General features: G+C 70.9%; 16 protein-coding genes. 13 read left to right on the top strand and 3 right to left on the bottom strand.

The genetic code is table 11. From position 1 onward, the window contains the following. Positions 1-166 precede the first annotated feature (166 nt). Positions 167-715 (top strand): NAD(P)-dependent oxidoreductase, encoded by a 549-nt coding sequence (locus FK267_RS04300; protein WP_232622506.1) that lies wholly within the window; start codon positions 167-169, stop codon positions 713-715. Here the strand turns inward: FK267_RS04300 and FK267_RS04305 are convergent. Continuing rightward, positions 668-2863 (bottom strand): dolichyl-phosphate-mannose--protein mannosyltransferase, encoded by a 2196-nt coding sequence (locus FK267_RS04305; protein WP_141406404.1) that lies wholly within the window; start codon positions 2861-2863, stop codon positions 668-670. The genes FK267_RS04300 and FK267_RS04305 overlap by 48 nt on opposite strands. A gap of 53 nt (positions 2864-2916) precedes the next feature. Between FK267_RS04305 and rsmI the strand changes: the two genes are divergently transcribed. Both rsmI and FK267_RS04315 read left to right on the top strand, forming a co-directional pair. Further along, on the top strand, positions 2917-3846 hold the full coding sequence (rsmI, locus tag FK267_RS04310) for a 16S rRNA (cytidine(1402)-2'-O)-methyltransferase (protein WP_141406405.1): 930 nt from the start codon (positions 2917-2919) through the stop codon (positions 3844-3846). A gap of 44 nt (positions 3847-3890) precedes the next feature. After that, positions 3891-4493: an isochorismatase family protein gene (locus FK267_RS04315; RefSeq protein WP_070510127.1), complete on the top strand. Its 603-nt coding sequence runs from the start codon at positions 3891-3893 to the stop codon at positions 4491-4493. A 121-nt stretch (positions 4494-4614) separates the two neighbouring features. Here FK267_RS04315 and FK267_RS04320 read toward each other — a convergent pair whose 3' ends face one another. Then, positions 4615-5682 (bottom strand): hypothetical protein, encoded by a 1068-nt coding sequence (locus tag FK267_RS04320; RefSeq protein ID WP_141406406.1) that lies wholly within the window; start codon positions 5680-5682, stop codon positions 4615-4617. A 259-nt stretch (positions 5683-5941) separates the two neighbouring features. On the opposite strand from FK267_RS04320, the gene metG reads away from it, so the two are divergent. The 7 genes from metG to FK267_RS04355 all read left to right on the top strand — a co-directional run bounded on the left by metG (position 5942) and on the right by FK267_RS04355 (position 15277). Then, positions 5942-7789 (top strand): methionine--tRNA ligase, encoded by a 1848-nt coding sequence (gene metG, locus FK267_RS04325; protein ID WP_141406407.1) that lies wholly within the window; start codon positions 5942-5944, stop codon positions 7787-7789. Between the two features lie 6 nt (positions 7790-7795). Continuing rightward, complete coding sequence (locus FK267_RS04330; protein ID WP_141406408.1) at positions 7796-8722, top strand: TatD family hydrolase; 927 nt, start codon at positions 7796-7798, stop codon at positions 8720-8722. A 320-nt stretch (positions 8723-9042) separates the two neighbouring features. Continuing rightward, a complete protein-coding gene (locus tag FK267_RS04335) occupies positions 9043-10065 on the top strand; it encodes a G5 domain-containing protein (RefSeq protein ID WP_141406409.1) in 1023 nt (340 codons plus the stop codon). A gap of 169 nt (positions 10066-10234) precedes the next feature. Then, positions 10235-11161, top strand: a complete 927-nt coding sequence (locus tag FK267_RS04340; protein WP_141406410.1) for a resuscitation-promoting factor — start codon at positions 10235-10237, stop codon at positions 11159-11161. Positions 11162-11280: 119 nt separating this feature from the next. Then, on the top strand, positions 11281-12384 hold the full coding sequence (gene rsmA, locus FK267_RS04345; protein ID WP_141406411.1) for a 16S rRNA (adenine(1518)-N(6)/adenine(1519)-N(6))-dimethyltransferase RsmA: 1104 nt from the start codon (positions 11281-11283) through the stop codon (positions 12382-12384). Further along, positions 12381-13367: a 4-(cytidine 5'-diphospho)-2-C-methyl-D-erythritol kinase gene (locus FK267_RS04350; RefSeq protein ID WP_141406412.1), complete on the top strand. Its 987-nt coding sequence runs from the start codon at positions 12381-12383 to the stop codon at positions 13365-13367. Before rsmA ends, FK267_RS04350 begins: the two co-directional genes overlap by 4 nt. Beyond that, positions 13367-15277, top strand: a complete 1911-nt coding sequence (locus tag FK267_RS04355) for an ABC-F family ATP-binding cassette domain-containing protein (protein WP_141406413.1) — start codon at positions 13367-13369, stop codon at positions 15275-15277. The genes FK267_RS04350 and FK267_RS04355 overlap by 1 nt, the downstream gene beginning before the upstream one ends. A gap of 132 nt (positions 15278-15409) precedes the next feature. Here the strand turns inward: FK267_RS04355 and FK267_RS04360 are convergent, their stop codons facing one another. Continuing rightward, positions 15410-15955: a hypothetical protein gene (locus FK267_RS04360; RefSeq protein WP_003780678.1), complete on the bottom strand. Its 546-nt coding sequence runs from the start codon at positions 15953-15955 to the stop codon at positions 15410-15412. Positions 15956-16052: 97 nt separating this feature from the next. Between FK267_RS04360 and FK267_RS04365 the strand changes: the two genes are divergently transcribed. From FK267_RS04365 to FK267_RS04375, 3 genes are read left to right on the top strand one after another with little or no spacing between them, the layout of a single operon-like run. Then, on the top strand, positions 16053-16766 hold the full coding sequence (locus FK267_RS04365; RefSeq protein ID WP_198498130.1) for an FHA domain-containing protein: 714 nt from the start codon (positions 16053-16055) through the stop codon (positions 16764-16766). 8 nt (positions 16767-16774) lie between these two features. Next, a complete protein-coding gene (locus FK267_RS04370) occupies positions 16775-18937 on the top strand; it encodes an FHA domain-containing protein (protein WP_141406414.1) in 2163 nt (720 codons plus the stop codon). After that, positions 18937-20403: a serine/threonine-protein kinase gene (locus FK267_RS04375; RefSeq protein WP_141406415.1), complete on the top strand. Its 1467-nt coding sequence runs from the start codon at positions 18937-18939 to the stop codon at positions 20401-20403. The genes FK267_RS04370 and FK267_RS04375 overlap by 1 nt, the downstream gene beginning before the upstream one ends. Positions 20404-20514: the final 111 nt, after the last annotated feature.

Here is a 20514-nt window from a genome sequence, read left to right on the forward strand (position 1 = left end):
GGAGCACCCCCGGGGCTGAACCTATCCCCGCATCCCCGCACCGGGACGGCACGAAACCCACCTCGATAACCCGGGGAACAGCACGATCACCCACCCCGAGCCGCACCCCCCGCCCACACAACCAGCACAAGGGTTCTGCGCCCGCTTCGGCTCGCCTCTCCCATGCGTGGCTGACGGCGAGAGCGTGGCCGGTCTCCTGAAAGACAGTGACGCCGCTGTGGTCGCACTGCGTCCGCCCGCAGGTCACGAGAGCGACCTGGCCCAACTGACGACGGCCGTCCTGGACGCCGCTTTCAGGAACCGAACGCCCCTGCTCATCATCGGGGGCGCGGCTCCGCTGAGCTCGCCCGGCAATCCCGGCACCCTCGCCATTGAAGACCCCACCATTGTGCCGCCGGCCTGGAGAGACGTGGCCCAGGCAAGCCTCGATCAGTTCCGGGCGTGCCAGGCGCACAACTACAAGGGCTGGGTCTATCTCAGCCCTCCGGCGATCTTCGCTCCAGGAGATGCCACCGGCTCCTACCGCCGCGGAACCACCACGCTTCTGCGGGACGCCCATGGTGAGTCCCGCATCAGCCCTGAGGACCTGGCTCTCGCCGTCGTCGACGAGCTGGAGCATCCCGGCGGCGATCAGCACATCACCGTCGTCGCCGCGGACCCAGGGGACTTAGATCCAGGACGACAGGAACATGTGGGAGACCCAGAAGGAGCGTGAGACCGTCTGCCCGGTCCAGATCGGCCACCAGAAGGCCGTTGCCACGCAGGCCAGAAGCGTGACCACGATGATGAGGCCGATGCCCTCGGTGCGGATCTGCCACGTGGGGGCCATCGTCCACTTCGCCAAGGAGTCCCACGGGCTGCGGCGGCCAGCCAGCCGTGGCACCCCGCCGTCGGACCACGCCGGCTTGGTGGTGTCCCCCGATGTCGACGGGGCCGGGTAGCCGGTCAACTCGTCGTAGCTGCGCGCCAGGGCCGCATCGGTCCGCGGGTCGCTGAAGGGGACGCCGGGCTCGAGGTCGTCGTCGACGTCGACCAGAGCCGGGTTGATGCGGTAGATCCCGGGGTCGGTCTCCTCCACCGGCGGCGTCCACACGGGTGTGCGCGCGAACTGCGGGCCGAAGCCCAGGAATCTGGCGCCCATGCCGCGCCACGGCCGGATGCCCGGGCCGATCTGCCGCCTGAGGAGAGCCTCCAACTGGGTGTCGGCGCTCGCCGAGCCCGGCAGCGGTGGCAGCAGCCCGGAGGCCATGCCCAGCGCCAGCACGAGGACGAGCACAACGCAGGGCACGAAGGCCACCGTGTAGAAGGTGAAGATGGTGCGATCCCGGTACTGGAACCAGGGCACGTACAGGCCCAGGTAGCCGATGAGCGGCACCCAGGCCCGCCAGTCGCGGTTCTTGACCCCGATGATGACCACGGCCACCAGCGCCACCACGGCCGACCACCAGATGACGATGTTCCCGATCGAGGTGATGGCCTGAATGCAATCCCCACCCCCGCAGGTCTGCGGCACCTGAGCCTTGTCCTCCCAGAAGAAGGAGGTCGGGCGGGTCTGCAGCAGCCAGCCCGAGGGCTTCGACTGGTACGTGTGCGGGGCGTCCAGGCCCACGTGGAACTCGTACATCTGCTGGTGGTAGGCGATGAAGTCGTTGATCTTCTCGAACACCGAGTTGTCGACGTAACCGGACAGCCAGGGGGCGGGAACCGGCAGCCCCTGCTTGATCTGCTCGGCCGTCCAGCCGTGCTTGAAGGCACCCAGGTGGGTGAACCAGGACCACCAGCAGCCGACGTAGACCACGATGACCACCGGAATCGCCTGCAGGAAGTCGCTCACGCCCTGGGCGACCGTCCCCTCCAGGAACCAGGCCCGTGCGCGCACTCGCCGTAGCGCCAGAGTGTCCCAGATGACGACGGCGATGCCGGATACCGCCACGAGGTAGAGCCCCGACCACTTGATGGAGCAGGTCAGCCCCAGCGCGATGCCCGCGGCCAGCAGCCAGGGACGGATGGTGGCGTGCGGGGCGCGCGCCCCGGGCGTGGTCCCCGCCATCCTGCGGGCCAGTCGCGCCCGTGACCACTCCCGGTCGCGGACCAGGCAGTACAGGGACAAGGTGGCGAAGAAACCGATGAACACGTCCAGCAGCCCGATGCGGGACTCGGTCAGGGCCACGCCGTCGATCGCCAGGAGCAGCCCGGCCAGGCCCGCCAGCAGCGGTGAGCGCGTCAGGCGCATCGTCAGGCGCGCCAGCAGCATCACCGTGAGGATCCCGGCGACGGCCGGCATGAACCGCCAACCGAAGGGCGACTCCGGCCCGAAGATCTCCATGCCGGCGCCGATGAGCCACTTGCCCAGCTGCGGGTGGACGACGTAGGCGGCGCTGTCGGTGAGCTTGGAGAAGTCCCCCATGGCGAAGGCCGCGTCAGCCGAGCCGGCCTTGTCGTCCCACGCGGCCTCATAGCCCAGGTGCCACAGGGAGTAGGCGTCCTTGACGTAGTAGATCTCATCGAACATGAGTGTCTTGGGGTGGTTCAGTCCGATGAGGCGTAGCAGGGCGGCGATGACGCCGACGACGCCGGTGACGATCCACCCGCGGGCCCTCACGCCGAGGGGCATCACGGCACCCACCGGGCCCAGCCCGAGCATGGTGCGCAGTTCGGCCTCGGTGCGCTCGGCGGCGGGCTCGGTGTCGCGTTCGGTGATGACGGGCTCGGCGACGGCGACCTCGACCGGCGCGGGGCTCGTGGCCTCGTCCCGCGCCGGGGCGGCTTCCTGTGCTCGTTCCTGCTCCGCGTCCGGGCCGGGGGAACCGTCGCGGGACTGCTCGGGGGACTGTTCGGGAGACAGCGCGCTCAGAGTCGTCACACCCCGAGTGTAGGCGGAGGCTACATCGAGGGCGCACCGACATACTGTGTCCTATGACTGAGAGCAGCCCGCCCCCACCTGCCGCCGCCGACGACGCCGACGTTGATCCCGTCGATGCTCCCGCCGCCCACAGCCCGGACCTGCGCGGCGGGACGATCACCCTGGCTGCCACCCCGATCGGCAATGTCTCTGACGCCTCACTGCGTCTGCGTCGCGCCCTGGAGCAGGCCGACCTCATCGCCGCCGAGGACACCCGCCGGTTGCGGTCCCTGGCCCAGCGCCTCGACGTCGAGCCCCGAGGGCGCGTCATCGCCTTCCACGAGCACAACGAGCGCGAGCGCGCCGCCGAGCTGCTCGAGGCCGCCCGCGCCGGCCTGCGCGTCCTGGTCGTCTCCGATGCCGGCATGCCCTCGGTCTCCGACCCCGGGTACCGACTCGTCCAGGCGGCGGTGCGCGAGCAGGTGCCCGTCACGGTCGCACCGGGCCCCTCAGCGGTGCTGACCGCCCTGGCCCTGTCCGGACTGGCCTCCGACCGCTTCTGCTTCGAGGGATTCCTCCCGCGCAGGCCGGGGGAGCGGCGCCGGGCCCTGGAGTCCCTGGGCACCCAGGAGCGCACCATGATCTTCCTGGAGTCCCCCCGCCGCGTCCACGACTCCCTGGTCGCCATGGCCGAGGCTCTCGGCGCCGAACGCCCCGCGGCACTGTGCCGGGAGCTGACCAAGACCCATGAGCAGGTGCTGCGGGCCCCCTTGTCCGAGCTGGCCCTGGCCACGGCCGACGGCGTCCTGGGGGAGGTGGTCCTCGTGGTCGCCGGAGCCGAGCCTGTCGCCGCCAGCCCTGAGGCCGCCGCGCGCAAGGCCCTGGCGCTGGCCGAGGCCGGCATGCGCCTCAAGGCAGCCGCGGCCCAGGCGGCCGGTGAGGCCGGTCTGCGCCCCAACGAGGTCTACCGCGCGTCCCTGGCGCTGCGTGACACCACAGACTGAGCCGACCGGGCTCCTGTCGGGGCCGATCCCGCTATGGTCGTGTCATGAACACCGAGCACCGCACCGGTTCCCAGGCCCCCGCTCGGCGGGCCCTCATCATCGTCGACGTCCAGCCCACCTTCTGCGAAGGAGGCGCCCTGCCGGTGACCGGCGGCAACGCCGTCGCCGAGCGCATAGCCGCCCACCTGTCCTCCCACCGGGGGGACTACGACCTGGTGGTCACCACCCAGGACTGGCACATCGACCCCGGTGAGCACTTCTCCAGCGAACCCGACTTCATCGACACCTGGCCCGTTCACGGCGTGGCTGACTCCGCCGAGGCCCAGCTCCACCCCGCCCTGAGCGCCCTGGAGGCCGACGCCGCCGTGAAGAAGGGCCAGTACGCCGCCGCCTACTCCGGCTTCGAGGGCGTTGACGAGGACGGACGCACCCTGGCCGACATCCTCAGCGCCGCTGGAATCGAGGCCGTTGACGTCGTCGGCCTGGCCGAGTCCCACTGCGTCAAGGACACCGCCCTGGACGCGGTCCGGCAGGGCTACCGGGTGCGGGTCCTGACCGATCTGACCGAACCGGTCAGCCCCGAGCTGGGGCGCGCCGCCCGCGCCGACATGAGTGCTGCCGGCATCGAGCTGGTGCCCTCCCACTGAAGGACTGCTCGCACCGGCCACCGGGGCCGGTCGCCGGGGTCGGGCCCCGAATCGCCCCGAACACCATGGGTGCCCTCACCGATTGTCTCGGTGAGGGCACCCATGCGTTGCCAGAGGTGGGCTACTGGGCCGGCCAGCCGCCGGGCTGCTGGTACGGGCCCGGCTGCCCGGGCTGAGCCTGCTGCTGCCCCTGCTGCACGGGCTGGGTGAACACCGAGGGCTGTGCGGGCTGAGCCTGCTGCTGCGCAGGTTGCTGAGCCGATTGCTGACCCGTCCACCCGAACTGGGCGGTCGGGGCCACCTGCGAGTACTGGGGCTGGGCTCCCGCCCCCGCAGCCGAAGCCGCGTAGGGGGCCTGCTGGGGGGTCGGCTCCGGCTGCTGGTACTGGGGCTGCTGGGCGTACTGCGCCGCCTGCGGCTGCTGGTCGGACTGCCAAGTCCCCTGGGTGTAGACGGTCGGAGTCCCGGGCGTCGCACCGGCCGTTGTGCTGAAGGCCTCACCTGCCGCAGCCGGGGCCGTGCCAGTGGCGGCCAGCTTGGAGCGCCAGGCCATGCCGCCGGCACCCATCGCCAGACCCACGACCGCCATGATGATCGCGCCGACGGCCCCGAACAGTGACAGCAGGGTGGCCGTCGCCGACGAGGGGGCGATGATCTCACCGACGGAGACCCCTGCAGTGCTATTGCAGTCAACGGTGTAGGCGCCCGACTTCTTGGAGGAGAAGGTCGAGAAGAGCTTGCCGCCCTTGACCTTCGTGGACGACGAGCTGGACTTCGTGTCGACGTCGTCGCCATCAGGAGAGGTCACCGAGCACTCCGGCGCGTCGTCGCCGTCGCTGTAGAACAGCCCGTAGGTGCTGCCCTTGTCCAGCTCCACCGTGGCGGCCTGGTCATCCGGCAGGCTGGTGACGGTGGCGTTGAACTGGCCGCGGGTGACCGCCGAGCCGATTCCGCCGATGATGGCGATGAGGAGGATGGCCAGGCCGGCCACCGCCAAGGCCGTCGGGGCGGCCAGGCTCTTGGACGTCGCCGGCTGGCTCGCGGCACCTGAGTAACCGCCCTGAGGCGTCTGGAATGGTGCGGCCGGCGGGTACTGCGAAGACTGAGCGCCGGCGAGAGCCGGGTCGTAGCCGTTGGCCGACCAGCCGGCTGGGCTCGCTGGGTACTGGGAGCCGGGGTACTGGGACATAACTGGCCTTTCTGGTCCATCGTGTCCGTGTGAGAGGCGCGTGGGAACACGTCATGACGGCGTGCACGGCAGCATGGTGATGCCGGAAGCCCGCAGCGCACCCGAGACCTCACAGGAGGCGTCGATATGTCGGAACAATCACCGGGCGGGAGCCGCACGACTCGGACAGACTACCGGGTGACGGTGCACCCCCGCAGGCCGTGGACCAGATCCGTGGCCCTGGACTGAAGCGGCCGCGGAACCCGATAGGCTGACCTCCATGACCCACATCCTGTCCGCAGTCGCCTGGCCGTACGCCAACGGCCCGCGTCACATCGGCCACGTCGCCGGCTTCGGTGTTCCCTCTGACGTCTTCTCACGCTACATGCGCATGGCCGGTCATGACGTCCTCATGGTCTCGGGCACCGATGAACACGGCACCCCGATCCTCGTCGCCGCCGACGAGGAGGGCCTCAGCGCCCGGGAGCTCGCCGACCGCAACAACCGGCTCATTGTCGAGGACCTCGTGGCTCTGGGGTTGTCCTACGACCTGTTCACCCGCACCACCGCCGGCAACCACTACCACGTGGTCCAGGACATGTTCACCACCGTGCGGGACAACGGCTACATGGTCCAGCAGGTGACCCGCTCGGCGATCTCCCCCTCCACCGGGCGCACCCTGCCTGACCGCTACATCGAGGGCACCTGCCCGATCTGCGGCGCCGAGGGCGCCCGCGGGGACCAGTGCGACACCTGCGGCAACCAGCTCGACCCCACCGACCTCATCAGCCCGCGCTCGCGGATCAACGGCGAGACCCCCGAGTTCGTGGAGACCACCCACTGGTTCCTTGACCTGCCCGCCCTGGCTCAGGCCCTGGGCGCCTGGCTCGACGAGCGTGAGGCCTCCGGCACCTGGCGGCCCAACGTCATCAAGTTCTCCCAGAACCTCCTGGGGGACATCCGTCCGCGCGCCATGACCCGGGACATCGACTGGGGCATCCCGGTGCCCGGCTGGGAGGACCAGCCCACCAAGCGCCTCTACGTCTGGTTCGACGCCGTCATCGGCTACCTGTCCGCCTCCGTGGAGTGGGCGCGCCGCAGCGGCGACCCCGAGGCGTGGCGCGCCTGGTGGAACGACCCCCAGGCCCTGTCCTACTACTTCATGGGCAAGGACAACATCGTCTTCCACTCCCAGATCTGGCCCGCCGAGCTCCTGGGCTACAACGGCCAGGGCGCGGCCGGCGGCGAGCCCGGGCGCCTAGGCGTGCTCAACCTGCCCACCGAGGTCGTCTCCAGCGAGTTCCTCACCATGGAGGGCAAGAAGTTCTCCTCCTCCCACGGCATCGTCATCTATGTGCGCGACTTCCTCGAGCGCTACCAGGCCGACGCCCTGCGCTACTTCATCTGCGCGGCCGGCCCGGAGACCGCGGACGCGGACTTCACCTGGGCGGAGTTCGTGCGGCGCACCAACGGCGAGCTCGTGGCCGGCTGGGGCAACCTGGTCAACCGCACCGCCTCCATGATCCACAAGCGCTTCGGACAGATCCCCGAGCCCGGCGAGCTTCAGGACATCGACCGGGCCCTGCTCGACGCCGTCGAGGCCGGCTTCGCCTCCGTGGGCGACCTCATCTCCCAGCACCGCCAGAAGGCCGCCCTGGGGGAGGCGATGCGCCTGGTCGGCGAGGCCAACAAGTACGTGGCCGACACCCAGCCCTTCAAGCTCAAGGGCGAGGACCCCGCCACCCAGGCCCGTCTGGCCACGGTCCTGCACACACTGGCCCAGGCAGTCACTGACCTCAACCTCATGCTCTCGCCCTTCCTGCCGCACGCCGCCAACGACGTCGACCGGGTCCTGGGCGGGTCCGGCCGGATCGCCCCGATGCCCCGCATCGAGGAGGTCGCCGAGCTCGACCCCGAACACCTGCCCGAGGCCTTCGACGGCCGCACCGGTTACCCGATCATCACCGGCGACTATCAGGACGCCCCGACCTGGGGACGTCACCCGGTGACCGTCGGCACCCCCGTGGCCAAGCCGGCCCCGGTGTTCACCAAGTTGGACGAGTCGATCGTCGAGGCCGAGCTGGCCCGTTACGCCGGCTCCGTGCCCGACGACGTCACCGGCTTCTGAGGGCGCATGGGATCGAGGAAGCGAGACCGCTCCTGGCCGCCGGCCGACGCCGTCGCCCCCCTGGCGGCCCCGGTCACAGACAACCACACGCACCTGCCGGTCGCGGCGGACGCCGGCGGCCCCGGCTCCGAGGCGCCGCTGAGTGCCGCTGAGCTGGTCGCGCGCGCCGCCGCCGTGGGTGTGACCCGCGTGGTGACCTCCGCCTGTGAGGTCACCACCTGGCAGGAGAGCCTGGCACTGGCGCGCCAGCTGCCCGGCGTGCGTGTGGCCCTGGCCGTGCACCCCAACGAGGCCGTCCTCCACGCCGGGGTGCGCGAGACCGGCCCCGACGGGCTCGAGCCCCGGGCTCAGGAGCACCATGCCGAGCCGCTCGAGGAGGTCATGGTCCGCCTGGAGGAGACGCTCAGGGCGAACGCCGACGTCGTCATCGCTGTCGGGGAGAGTGGTCTGGATTTCTTCCGAACCGGTGAAAAGGGGGCCGTCGCCCAGCGCGAGGCCTTCCGGGCGCACATCGCCCTGGCCAAGGACCTCGACCTGCCCCTGCAGATCCACGACCGTGACGCGCACGCCGCCTGCGTGGAGGTTCTCAAGGCCGATGGCGCCCCCGATCGCACCGTCTTCCACTGCTTCTCAGGCGGGCCGCAGCTGGCCGCCGCCTGCGCCGAGCACGGCTGGTACGCCTCCATCGCCGGCCCGCTCACCTACCCGGCCAACGACACCCTGCGGGAGGCAGTCGCCGCCCTGCCCGAGGCGCTGCTCCTGGTGGAGACCGACGCCCCCTACCTCCCGCCCAAGCGCTGGCGCGGCCGCCCCAACGCCTCCTACCTGCTGGGCGACACGGTCCGCTTCCTGGCCGAGCAGCGGGGCCTGAGTGAGGAAGACCTCTGCCGGCGTCTGCAGGCCACCACCGAGACGGTTTACGGGACCTGGTGATCGCCGTCGGCCGCCGAGGGGCGACGGGATCCGTCTAAGACTCCGACTTATGGACCCTGACGTCCTGCGGGGAGGATGCCCGCCATCGGAGGGAAAGGAAAAGACCCCGCGACCGTCCCGGTACGGCCGATTTTGTCCGGACGTTGCCTCCCAGGTTGCCACCGTTCGTCCAGGGGTGTCCCAGGTGGGAGACAGGTTGGAATCAGGGCCTATCTGCACGGTTCCATCACAAGCCCACAGGGTGTGAGCAGGTGCATTGGCACGCCCTTGGGTCATCGGTTACGGTGACATGCAGTCGTCAAAACGAAGGAAGTTCTATCGTGGGTCGTCACTCCCAGACCAGCTCCCTGAGTACTACACTCGCCGGCCTCGGGTCCTTGGCCTCCAAGAAGCGGGCCGTCTCCGCAAGTCACGGCCGTCGTCGCGCCGAGGGGCCTGCCAAGACCTCCCTGACCCCCATGCTCTTCAAGGCGGGGGGTGCTGCTGCGGCCTTCTCCCTGGCGGTCTCCGGTGCCGCCTACGCGGCCATCTCCGCGGGGGATGACGAGGGGCGTTCCTCCTCGGGCGGCTCCTTCGGGTTGATCGGTGGCGAGTCGGACGGACAGGCCAAGGCCGCTGCCACCCCGAAGGCCGGCGCCGGCAAGATCGCCAGCGCCCAGACCTCCACCACCACCGTCGACGAGCCGCAGGTTCACAGCACGGTGAAGAAGGAGACCGACTCCCTGCCCAAGGGTGAGACCAAGGTTGAGACCGCCGGCGTTGACGGTCTCGTGCGCACCACCTACGAGGTCACCACCCAGGACGGCAAGGAGGTCTCCCGCACCCCCGTCGCCCAGGTCGTCGTCACCAAGAAGGTGGACGAGGTCGTCCTGGTAGGTACTGGAGAGCAGCAGGATCAGCAGGCGCAGCAGGATCAGCAGCAGGCCGCCCAGCAGGCCCAGTCCGCCGGTGACGGGCAGGCCGCCCAGGCCAACGGGGGCAGCGAGGGCTCGAACGGCAGCACTCCGGCTCCCGCGGCCAACCCCGGCGCGGGGACCGACCCCGACAGCGCCAAGGCCATTGCCCGCTCCATGATGGCCAGCCACGGCTGGGGGGACTCGGAGTTCTCCTGCCTGGAGAGCCTGTGGACCCGTGAGTCCAGCTGGAACTACCAGGCCGAGAACGCCTCCTCGGGCGCCTACGGCATCCCCCAGGCGCTGCCCGGCACCAAGATGAGCGAGGTCGCCGACGACTGGGCCACCAACCCCAGCACCCAGATCACCTGGGGCCTGAACTACATCTCGGGCCGCTACGGCACCCCCTGCTCGGCCTGGGCCCACTCCGAGTCCGTCGGCTGGTACTGAGCCGAAGTAGTCGCCCGGAACGTCGTCGACGGCGCCCGTCTCCCAGTGGGACTGGCGCTGTCGCCATTGTCATGGGACGCAGGTCACGCCGGCGTGAGGTGGCTCATTGTCGCCGCCGTGACGCTTCCACTACCGTGGCACTCGCCGTCAACTGGAAGGACGTCTCCCCATGACTCCCCTCGCCCGTTCCCACGCCCACGCCCTGCCGGAGGAGCCGCAGGCGCCGGTCCCGCAGGAGACGGCCCTTGGGGAGCATGGGCAACATGGGCAACACAGCATGCGCGCTATCGCGCTGCGCGCCGGTCTGGCGGCCCTGGCTCTGTCGGTCGCGGTCTCCGGGGCCGCGTACGCCGCTGTCCGCGCGGGGGAGCCCTCACGCACCTCCGGTGTCGAGGCGGCCGCGAAGGGCACCGATGGTCTGGGGGCTGAAGGCGGTCGCAGCCGGGTCTCGGTCACGCCGAGCACCCAGAAGGTGACCACCGAGACGGTCGACGCCACCGACCCCCACGGCTCGGTCCAGCAGGAGAGCGGCGATCTGTCCGAAGGTGAGACCAAGGTGGCCACAGCCGGTGTCGACGGCGTCGTGCGCACCACCTACGAGGTCACCACCGTGGGCGGCAAGGAGGTCTCCCGTACTCCCGTCGCTCAGGTCGTCGTCACCCAGAAGGTTGATGAGGTCGTGCTGGTCGGCACCGGCGCGGCCAAGAAGCAGGAGAGCAAGCCGGAACAGTCTCAGGGCCAGGCTCAGTCCCAGGGGCAGGGTCAGACTCAGGCACCCTCGGCGTCGTCGGAGTCCTCCGGAGGCTCTGGTGGTTCGGCGTCCGGCGGCAGCGCCGGCACGACCGGAGGCGAGGTCGGCGACGACGTCTGGGCCCAGCTCGCCCAGTGCGAGTCAGGCGGCAACCCGGCCACCAACACCGGCAACGGCTTCTACGGCATGTACCAGTTCACCCTGGAGACCTGGCAGTCCCTGGGCGGAACCGGCTACCCCTACGAGGCCGATGCCGCCACCCAGACCGCCATGGCCAAGAAGCTTCAGGCCCAGGCCGGCTGGGGCCAGTGGCCCGGCTGCGCCGACAAACTCGGCCTGCGCTGAGCGGCCCGAGCCGCGTCCGGGGTGCCGCGCAGACCCCGGAGTGAATGATGCAGAGAGCATGCGGCATGTTCCCAGATATCTCACAGTGACAAAAGGCGGGCGCCGGTTACTGTGTCCTCATGACGTTGCCGGCCCCCGATTCACAGGTGCCCCCGGCAGGAGCCGCCCCCACCGACGGGCCCGACCCTGCAGGAGCCTGTGAGGCCACCTCCGAGCCCCCCGCCGATGCCGCCCTCGCGGAGCACCCCCACCCGGGCCCTCGGGATCCTGAGGATCCTGAGGATCATGGCGCCTCCCCGAGTTCCCGTGCCGCCGGCCTCCTGGGCCCCACGGAGGTCCGCGGCCTGTCCCAGGCGCTGGGCATCCGCCCCACCAAGACGTTGGGGCAGAACTTCGTCCACGACGCCGGCACGGTGCGCCGCATTGTCAAGAGCGCGGGCGTGCGCCCCCAGGACACGGTCCTGGAGATCGGGCCGGGTCTGGGCTCCCTGACCCTGGCCCTCCTGGAGACCGGGGCGCGAGTGATCGCCGTCGAGATCGACCCCGCCCTGGCCCGGGCACTGCCCGTCACCGTCGCCGACCGCATGCCGTATGCCGCCGGCCGCCTGACCCTCATCCAGGCCGACGCGCTGAGTATCACCGGCCCGGACTCGCTGGGCGAGGCCGGGCCCCCTCCCACCCGCCTCGTGGCGAACCTGCCCTACAACGTGGCCGTCCCCGTCCTGCTCACCGCGCTGGAGGCCCTGCCCAGCCTGGAGAGCGTCACCGTCATGGTCCAGGCCGAGGTCGCCGACCGCCTCGCCGCCGAACCCGGCTCGCGGACCTACGGGGTCCCCAGCGTCAAGGCCGCCTGGTACGCCGCGGCCCGCCGCACCCTGACCATCTCCCGCCACGTCTTCTGGCCCGTGCCCAACGTCGACTCCGCCCTCGTCGAGCTCGTGCGCCGTCGTCCCCCCACCACGCGCGCCACCCGCGGGCAGGTCTTCGCCGTGGTCGACGCCGCCTTCGCCCAGCGCCGCAAGACCCTGCGCAAGGCCCTGGCCAAGCTCGCCGGAGGGGCCGACGCCGCCGAGTCCGCCCTGCGCGCCGCCGGCATCGACCCGACCCGGCGCGGCGAGACCCTCGACATCACCGCCTTCGCCGCCCTGGCCGAGGTGCTGCAGCCCGTCGTCGCCGACGAGACCGCTGCGCCAACGCCTCCCACCTCACAGGAGCAGTCATGAGCCATCTGCATGCCGTCCCCGACGGCCCCGCCGGTCCGCGCGAGTCCACCGTGCCGCCCCGCAGCGGCTCGGCCAGCTCGGTGCGCGTCGAGGCCCCCGGCAAGGTCAACCTCTTCCTGTCCGTCGGCGCCCCCGGCCCCGACGGCTACCACCCGCTCACCACGGTCTTCCAGGCGGTCCGCCTCATCGAGACCGTCACCGCCCGCAGGCAGTCCGCCCAGGACCACGGCACCGTCACCCTCACCCTCGAGGAGCCCGACGGCGACGTGCCGGTGGACGAGTCCAACCTGGCCGTGCGGGCCGCCACGCTCCTGGCGCAGACCACCGGCGTCAGCGAGGGCGTCGACCTCCTGCTGCGCAAGCGCGTCCCCGTCGCCGGCGGGATGGCCGGAGGATCCGCCGACGCCGCCGCCGCCCTCGTGGCCTGCAACGCCCTGTGGGGCACGGGCCTGTCCCTGCCCGAGCTCTCCGCCCTGGCCGCGCGCCTGGGGGCCGACGTCCCCTTCCCCCTGACCGGGGCCACCGCCGTCGGGAGCGGCCGCGGCGACCTGGTCACCCCGATCATGACCCGGGGCGCCTACCACTGGGTCTTCGCCCTGGCCGAGGAGGGCCTGTCCACCCCGGCGGTCTTCCGGCGCTTCGATGAGCTGACCGGTGGCGGGCAGCCCGCCGTGCGCGACGTGCCCGAGGCCCTCACCGCTGCCCTGCGCGCCGGGGACGCCCGCGCCCTGGCCGACTCCCTCCACAATGACCTCCAGGCCGCCGCCCTCGACCTGCGTCCCGAGCTGGCCGAGGTCATCGCCGTGGCCGAGGAGGCCGGGGCCCTGCGCGCCATCGTCTCCGGCTCCGGCCCCACCATCGCCGCCCTCGTCGAGGACCCCGGCAGTGCCCAACGGGTCTCGCGCGCACTGAAGGCCTCGGGCCAGGTCGCTGACGTCCTGCGCGCCGACGCCCCCGTGGCCGGCGCCCGGGTGGTGGGCTGATGGCGCACCTGCTCGGCGTGGAGAACCTGCGCCTGACGGTCGGCTCCCGCCTGCTCCTGGACGAGGTCACCCTGGGACTGGAGGACGGCACCCGCGTCGGCGTCCTGGGCCCCAACGGCGCCGGCAAGTCCACCTTCCTGGCGGCCCTGGCCGGTCGGCGCGAGCCCGACGGCGGCCGCGTCACCCGCACCGGCGGCGTGAGCGTGGCGGTCCTGAGCCAGGCCGACGACCTGGTGCCGGGCACCACCGTGCGCACCGCCGTCCACGGCCAGGCCCCCGAGCACGAGTGGGCCTCCGACCCGGCCGTGCGTGACATCCATGCCGGCCTCATCGCCGACCTCGACCTGTCCGCCGACGTCGCCACCCTCTCCGGGGGCCAGCGCCGCCGCGTCGCCCTGGCCGCGGTCCTCACCCGCCGCGCCGACGTCGTCATCCTCGACGAGCCCACCAACCACCTCGACGTCGAGGGCGTGGACTGGCTCGCCCGTCACCTGCGGGCCCGCTTCAACGGCCCGGGCGGCCGGGCCTCCGGCGCCCTGGTCACCGTCACCCACGACCGCTGGTTCCTGGACGCCATCTGCACCAACGTGTGGGAGGTCGTCCCCGGCATCGACCCCGGCGGCGGGCGCCCCCAGGTGGCCGGTCGTATCGAGACCTACGACGGCGGGTACGCCGCCTACGTCCTGGCCCGGGCCGAGCGCGCCCGCCAGGCCGCGGTGGCCGCCGTCAAGCGGGAGAACCTCCTGCGCAAGGAGCTGGCCTGGCTGCGCCGCGGCGCCCCCGCCCGCACCTCCAAGCCCCGCTTCCGCATCGATGCCGCCGAGGCCCTCATCGCCGACGTGCCGCCCCCGCGCGACACCGTGGCCCTGACCGCCATGGCCACCGCCCGCCTGGGCAAGAAGGTCCTCGACCTCGAGGACGTCACCGTGCGCTACCCCGGGCCGCCCACCGACACCGGCGAGGCGACCCAGCGGGAGATCCTGCGCCGAGTCACCTGGCGGCTCGCCCCCGGTGAGCGCGTCGGCGTCGTCGGCGTCAACGGCGCCGGCAAGACCACCCTGCTGCGCCTGCTCGAAGGCGTCCAGGATCCCACTGAAGGCCGTGTCGCCCGCGGCAAGACCGTCCAGGTGGCCACCCTGTCCCAGTCCACCCACGAGCTCGACGCGCTCGCGGACCTGCGCGTCGTCGAGGCCGTGGCCATGGTGGGGGAGAGGGTTGTCGTCGGGGACAAGGAGATGACGGCGGCCCAGCTCGTGGAGCGCCTGGGCTTCACCCGTCAGCGGGCCTGGACCCGGGTCGGGGAGGTCAGCGGCGGGGAGCGCCGCCGGCTCCAGCTCCTGCGCCTGCTCATGACCGAGCCCAATGTGCTCCTGCTCGACGAGCCCACCAACGACCTGGACACCGACACCCTGGCCGCCGTCGAGGACATCCTCGACTCCTTTCCCGGCACCCTCGTGGTCGTCTCCCACGACCGCTACCTCCTGGAACGGGTGACCGACCACCAGGTGGCGCTTTTGGGCGACGGCAGTGTGCGTGATCTGCCCGGCGGGGTCGAGCAGTACCTCCAGATGCGCCGCGAGGCCATGGTCGGCGCCGGGAGCCCCAGAGCCTCAGCGGGCGCTGCGGCATCGGCGGCGACGCGGGCGGCAGCGGAGGCCTCTTCTGAGCGCAGTGCTTCCAGCGGGGCCCGTCGGCACGAGGCCCGCAAGGCCCTGGGGCGCATTGAGCGGAAGATGGAGCGGGCGGCTCAGTCTCTCGCCGCCCTGCACGCGCGCATGGAGGAGGTCTCGGCCGATCCGAACCGGGTGGGGGAGCTGGCCGGGCTCGGCCGTGAGCTCGTGGCCGCTGAGGCGATCCACGCCGATCTGGAGGAGCAGTGGCTCGAGGCGGCGGAGGTGCTGGAGGCCTGAGGGGCGCTGCCCCCGCGCCCTGGCGGGGCCTTGTCGCTGGAAGCGGTGGGGAGGGAACGGGGCTCGGGGAGAGGGATCGGGGAGGTCAGCGGTGACGTCGCCGCTCACGAACGCCCGGGCCGTCTGCGCCGATCAGACGACGGGAGCGACCTGGCGGGCCAGCTCGACGAGATGATCCAGGTTGGGGGCGATGTCCTCAGCGGCGGCGCCCCACAGGCGCATGACCAGGTCCACCGGGACCGTGGGCAGTCCCGCCAGCCTCAGGACGACGACGCCCTGGGTGGGGCCGTTGGACTCGTAGAAGGCGGAGAACCCCACCATGTCCGGGCCCGGCCGCAGGCGCACCAGCTCGGCCTCGGGCAGGAGCGCGGCGACGATCTGGCGCTGGGTGGCGCGGCGCCCCTCCTTGGAGCCGTCATCCTTGGCGATCTCCAGGCTGAGGTCGATGACGAAGGGCGGGTGGGCGACGTCGTCGATATGCATGAGGCGGGCGAAGCGGCCCTGGCGCTCCATGGCCTGCAGCTCGTTGAGCAGGGACTCCAGCTCGGAGCGCCACTGCGGCCCGGTCACTCCCAGGTGGGCGCTGCGGTGCCTGGCCTCCTCCCGCGCCCATCCCGGCGGTGGGAAGGGCGGGATGATCACCCATCGCTGGGGATCAGGAGTGACCGCGATCTGCACTGTGTGTTCCTTCCGAGACCTCGTCCGACTGCGAGGCAGTGGGCTGGGCGCCTACCATGTCTGTCCTATGAGGACCCGAGAGCGACATACGACAATTATGCCTGCATCCGCACGCCGACGTGTGGTCCGCGTGCTGGTGGATGCGGGGCTCATCATCGCACTGTGTGCCGTCACGGAGCGCTGCTGTGGAATCTTATTCGCTGTCGGGGCGGTTGTGCTGCTTATTGCTGTGATGACTGCCATGATGGCGATGACAGGCGCCACACCCGGCGGGCTGGTGACGGGGGTCCGGCTGCGGAGGGTGGCGGACACAAACGGTCCGCCCGGACGCTCAGCGGTGATTTACGTCGCATTTTTGGGCCTCTCTTTGGTGGCAACCGCAGGCCTGGCCCCCCTGGTGTTGTGGATCCTCTCACTATGGCGTGCTGAACAGCGCACCTGGTTCGACCGACTGGCCGGAACGGTTCTTCTCAGCGCCAGGCCGACCTCGGTGTCGGCCTGTTCTCTGGTGGTTGAGGGCTCAGTAATCCCAGTTCTGGGGCCGATTGTTCTCGGGCGCCGGCCGGCCCCGATCGAGTCCCACCCCGATGCGCAGCTCGTCGCGGTGCTCCGTTCGGAGGACTCCGTGTCCAAGACGCACGCCCTGTTCGTGCCCGCTTCGGATGGGGTACTCGTCACAGATCTGGGTTCGACGAACGGAACCCACATCGAGGACGAGGAGGGCGTTCACCGACTCTCACCCGGCCGACCGGAGTACGTGCACCGGGGACGGCAGGCATACTTGGGTGACGGTGTCTGTATCGTCCGTTGAGGAGAAAAATGATGACAAACAGCCCGAACAGCAGCGCGAACAACGAGGTCTGGTGGACCGAGGGTTCGTGGACAGGCGTGGTCACGCCACGTGCTGTGATGATCCTGCCCCCGTCGGTGCCGCAGGACCTCACCGAGCGCCTGTGGCGGCTGCTGCGCAGTGAGGAGGCCTCGCTGACGCGGGCCCTGGATGAGCTGGTGATGGGGATGGGCGGACGTCTGGGTGCGATCCCGGACTTCGTGCTCGCCGTCTCGGCGCCCGAGGATGTCTTCCACGTGGCGCTGCGCGGTGCCCCGCAGATGGAGGTCGACGGCAAGGCGCTGGACGCCTCCGCGGTCACCACCTGGTTCGAGACGACGGTGACCGCCCCCAACTCGGTCATCGTCAGCGCGCCCGACGGCGCCGGACAGGTGCGCCGCCCGGCGGTCGACGCCGTCGTGAGCACCGGCCACCTGGTGCTGCGCGGATCGGAGAAGTCGAGCGGGACCCCGTCCCCCAGCCGTGCATCGTCGAAGGGGTCCGGTGACTCCGACGACGATGACCCTGACCCGGCTGGTCCTGACTACTCCACCGCTTCTGCCGGCTCCGCCGGAACCCCCGCTGCTGCCGTGAGGACCTCTCGGTCCTCACGTCGGGCATCGCGTCGCGCCTCGCGCCGTCAGTCCGCCTCGTCGGACCACTCGGAGCAGGACGACTCGTCTGAAGGGGCGCCTGCCGAGACCGCCGAATCCGCCGACGTCGTCGACGACCTCATCGAGATCGCGCAGGACAACGCCGAGCAACAGGCCCTCGATGGTGCTGAGCTCGCCGCGTCCCTCGAGAGCGCCGAGGCCGCTGAAGCCGCCGGTCAGTCGGAGGACTCTGCTGAGGACTCCGATGCTGCTGAGGAGTCGGCCCTGATCGCCGACTCCGAGGGACCCGCTGACCTGCTGGCCGTCGTGGCGGGCATCTCCGAGGCCGCTGAGGCGACCGAGGTGACGCCGTCGCCCGAGCTGCCCGAGTACTCAGAGACTCCCGACGAGACCCCGGAAGCCCAGACCCCTGAGGCCGCCGAGGTCGCCACTGAGTCCTCACCGGAGACCTCCGATGAGGATCTGCTGATCGCCCCCGTCTTCGATATCCCGGCCCTGCCGATCCCCTCCGCTCAGGAGGCAGAGGCCATGATCCCGCCCCCTCCGCCCCCGTCGAGCGAGGATCTTGAGGCTGCTGGTATCAAGGACGCTGCCGCCGAGGTAGCCGAGGTCGCCCAGACCCCGGCCGACTTCGTGCCCGTTGAGGCCGCCGAGGCTGCCGTGGTCGCGGAGGCCACTGCTGTTGCCGAGGCCGCCGCGCAGGCGCACGCCGAGGAAGAGCCCGTACGCTCCGGGGACCACGACGGACAGACCATCAACAGTCTGCCCGAGGACCTCTCCCAGGAGCTGCGTGCCGAGCTGCTCAACCAGGGGCTCGGTCCCCTGGAGCCGAGCCAGTCGGCGGAGGCCGTCGAGTCGGCCGGTTCCGCGGCTGTGGATGCCGCAATGGTCGAGCTCGTGCAGCCCTCCGTCGGCGAGCCGGCGACTGCCGAGCTCGGTCGCGGGGACCACGATGGTCAGACCATCAACGGTCTGCCCGAGGACCTGGTCGGCGAGCTCGTCTCCCTCGTGGGCACCGGGCCCTCCAGCCCGGCGTCCCCGGTCTCGGCGAGCTCTCCCAGTGAACCCGACGCCATCCGGATCGTGCTGTCGGCGGTGTGCCCCCAGGGCCACCCCAACCCCACGAACTACACCGTGTGCCGCGTCTGCGGAGCTGAGCTCAACCGTCCGGCCAAGTCGGTGGCCTGCCCCCCTCTGGGGCGCGTGGTCACCTCCGGCGGCGAGAGCATCGAGCTCAACCGTCCCCTCCTGGTGGGTCGCAACCCTGTGGCCGACGACATCAGCAGCGTCGCGGAGGTCCCCCTCCGTCCGCTGACTGTCGCCAGTCCCAACCAGCTCGTCTCCCGCAACCACATCCTCATCGACCTGGATGCGTGGAGCGTTCTGGCCCAGGACCTGGGCAACTGCAATGGCACCGTTCTCAACCGCCAGAACGAGGCGCCCGTGCGCCTGTCCTCGGCGAATCCGGTGCTCCTGCGCAGTGGAGACGTCCTCGACCTCGGCGATGGTCAGACCCTCGCCTTTGAGAACCTCCCCTGATGCTGGATCACAAGGGACCGCCTCCGGTCATCTCCGGGTTCACGTACCTGGAGAGACTCGGAGCGGGAGGCTACTCCACGGTCTACCTCTTCGAGCAGCACATGCCCCGCCGCGAGGTCGCGGTCAAGGTCATGAACGCTGACGTGGAGGACAAGACCGCCTCCCGCTTCGAGTCGGAGGCGAACCTCATGGCGCGGGTCTCCTCCCACCCGGCCATCCTGTCCATCTACGGCGCGGGCGTCTCCGCCGACGGCCACCCCTTCCTGGTCATGGAGTACTGCCCGCCGCCGCAGCTGGGCGCCATCTTGCGCCAGGGTCCCCTCAATGTCGCTGAGACCCTGTCGACGGCGATTCAGATCGCCGGAGCGGTGGAGACCGCTCACCGGGCCGGCATCGTCCACCGGGACATCAAGCCCGCCAACATTCTGTTCACCACCTACCGCCGCCCGGTGCTCTCCGACTTCGGCATCTCCGCCATGAGTGGCCCGGAGGGTGCCGAGGAGCTGCGGGGGATGAGCGTGCCCTGGGCTCCCCCCGAGCAGCTGGTGGGGATGCGCTCGGCCAACCCGGCCTCCGACATCTACTCCCTGGGCGCGACCACCTTCGCGATGCTCACGGGGCGCAGCCCCTTCGAGACCGACGGCATTCCGGACGTCTACGAGCTCTCCCGCCGTATCGTCAAGGACCCCCTGCCGCCGCTGGGGCGTCAGGACGCCCCGCCGTCGTTGCACCGCGTGCTGTCGGTGGCGATGGACAAGAACCCGGACTCGCGCTACCCGACGGCGCTGGCCTTCGCCCGGGCGCTCCAGCAGGTCCAGGCCGAGCTCGACCTGCCCATCACGACGGTCGACCTGTTCCAGGAGCCGGACAAGGCCGCGAAGTCCGCCCGGCGCCCCAACCCCGACGAGGCCGACACCGCCACGAAGATGGGGGTCTTCAACCAGGTCGACGTCACCAGCGAGCACATCGCCATGCGGGTGGAGCCCGACAGTGAGGACAAGGGCTCGTCGTCGGACTCGGAGGCCGGTGAGTCGAGCCGCCCCAACCGCATGCGGGCCGTCCTGACCGGTCTGCTGGTCGTGGCCATGGTCGCCGCCGTCGTCGCCGCGATCGTCGTCTCCCAGAACCAGGACAAGCAGAAGAAGCCCAACAACCCCATTGCCACGATCGCCCCGCAGCCCGGCGCCAACCCCCTGCAGGCCTCAGTGCCCATGGTGGGAGATATCGTCGGTGAGGCACAGGGCGACGGCACGGTGAAGTTCAGCTGGGGTGAGCCGGAGACGAACTGGTCCGGCAGCTACCTCTACCGGGTCAAGCTGCCCGACGAGGAGACCGAGGTGGACTCCACCCGCACCAACGAGGTCACTGTCAACGCCCAGCCGGCGCGCACCTGCCTCGAGGTCACCGCGGTGCGCGCGGATGGTAAGGCCTCGCCGGCCAAGACCGCCTGCGTCGACACTCCCTGAGGTCGCCTCCCGAGGGCGATCACGCCCGAGACATCGTTGAAGTGAGCGCCGTCGAGACATAGCCACTGGGGCCCGCACTCCCGGACAGGAGTGCGGGCCCCAGCGCTTGAG

Source organism: Actinomyces oris (genome assembly GCF_006546825.1).
Lineage (GTDB): Bacteria > Actinomycetota > Actinomycetes > Actinomycetales > Actinomycetaceae > Actinomyces > Actinomyces oris.

What these genes read in the sequence shown, in the direction of transcription:
- rsmI (WP_141406405.1), top strand. Translation starts at nt 2,917, where the DNA reads ATGACTGAGAGCAGCCCGCCCCCACCTGCCGCCGCCGACGACGCCGAC.
- FK267_RS04315 (WP_070510127.1), top strand. Translation starts at nt 3,891, where the DNA reads ATGAACACCGAGCACCGCACCGGTTCCCAGGCCCCCGCTCGGCGGGCC.
- FK267_RS04320 (WP_141406406.1), bottom strand. Translation starts at nt 5,682, where the DNA reads ATGTCCCAGTACCCCGGCTCCCAGTACCCAGCGAGCCCAGCCGGCTGG.
- metG (WP_141406407.1), top strand. Translation starts at nt 5,942, where the DNA reads ATGACCCACATCCTGTCCGCAGTCGCCTGGCCGTACGCCAACGGCCCG.
- FK267_RS04330 (WP_141406408.1), top strand. Translation starts at nt 7,796, where the DNA reads ATGGGATCGAGGAAGCGAGACCGCTCCTGGCCGCCGGCCGACGCCGTC.
- FK267_RS04340 (WP_141406410.1), top strand. Translation starts at nt 10,235, where the DNA reads ATGACTCCCCTCGCCCGTTCCCACGCCCACGCCCTGCCGGAGGAGCCG.
- rsmA (WP_141406411.1), top strand. Translation starts at nt 11,281, where the DNA reads ATGACGTTGCCGGCCCCCGATTCACAGGTGCCCCCGGCAGGAGCCGCC.
- FK267_RS04350 (WP_141406412.1), top strand. Translation starts at nt 12,381, where the DNA reads ATGAGCCATCTGCATGCCGTCCCCGACGGCCCCGCCGGTCCGCGCGAG.
- FK267_RS04355 (WP_141406413.1), top strand. Translation starts at nt 13,367, where the DNA reads ATGGCGCACCTGCTCGGCGTGGAGAACCTGCGCCTGACGGTCGGCTCC.
- FK267_RS04365 (WP_198498130.1), top strand. Translation starts at nt 16,053, where the DNA reads ATGCCTGCATCCGCACGCCGACGTGTGGTCCGCGTGCTGGTGGATGCG.
- FK267_RS04370 (WP_141406414.1), top strand. Translation starts at nt 16,775, where the DNA reads ATGATGACAAACAGCCCGAACAGCAGCGCGAACAACGAGGTCTGGTGG.
- FK267_RS04375 (WP_141406415.1), top strand. Translation starts at nt 18,937, where the DNA reads ATGCTGGATCACAAGGGACCGCCTCCGGTCATCTCCGGGTTCACGTAC.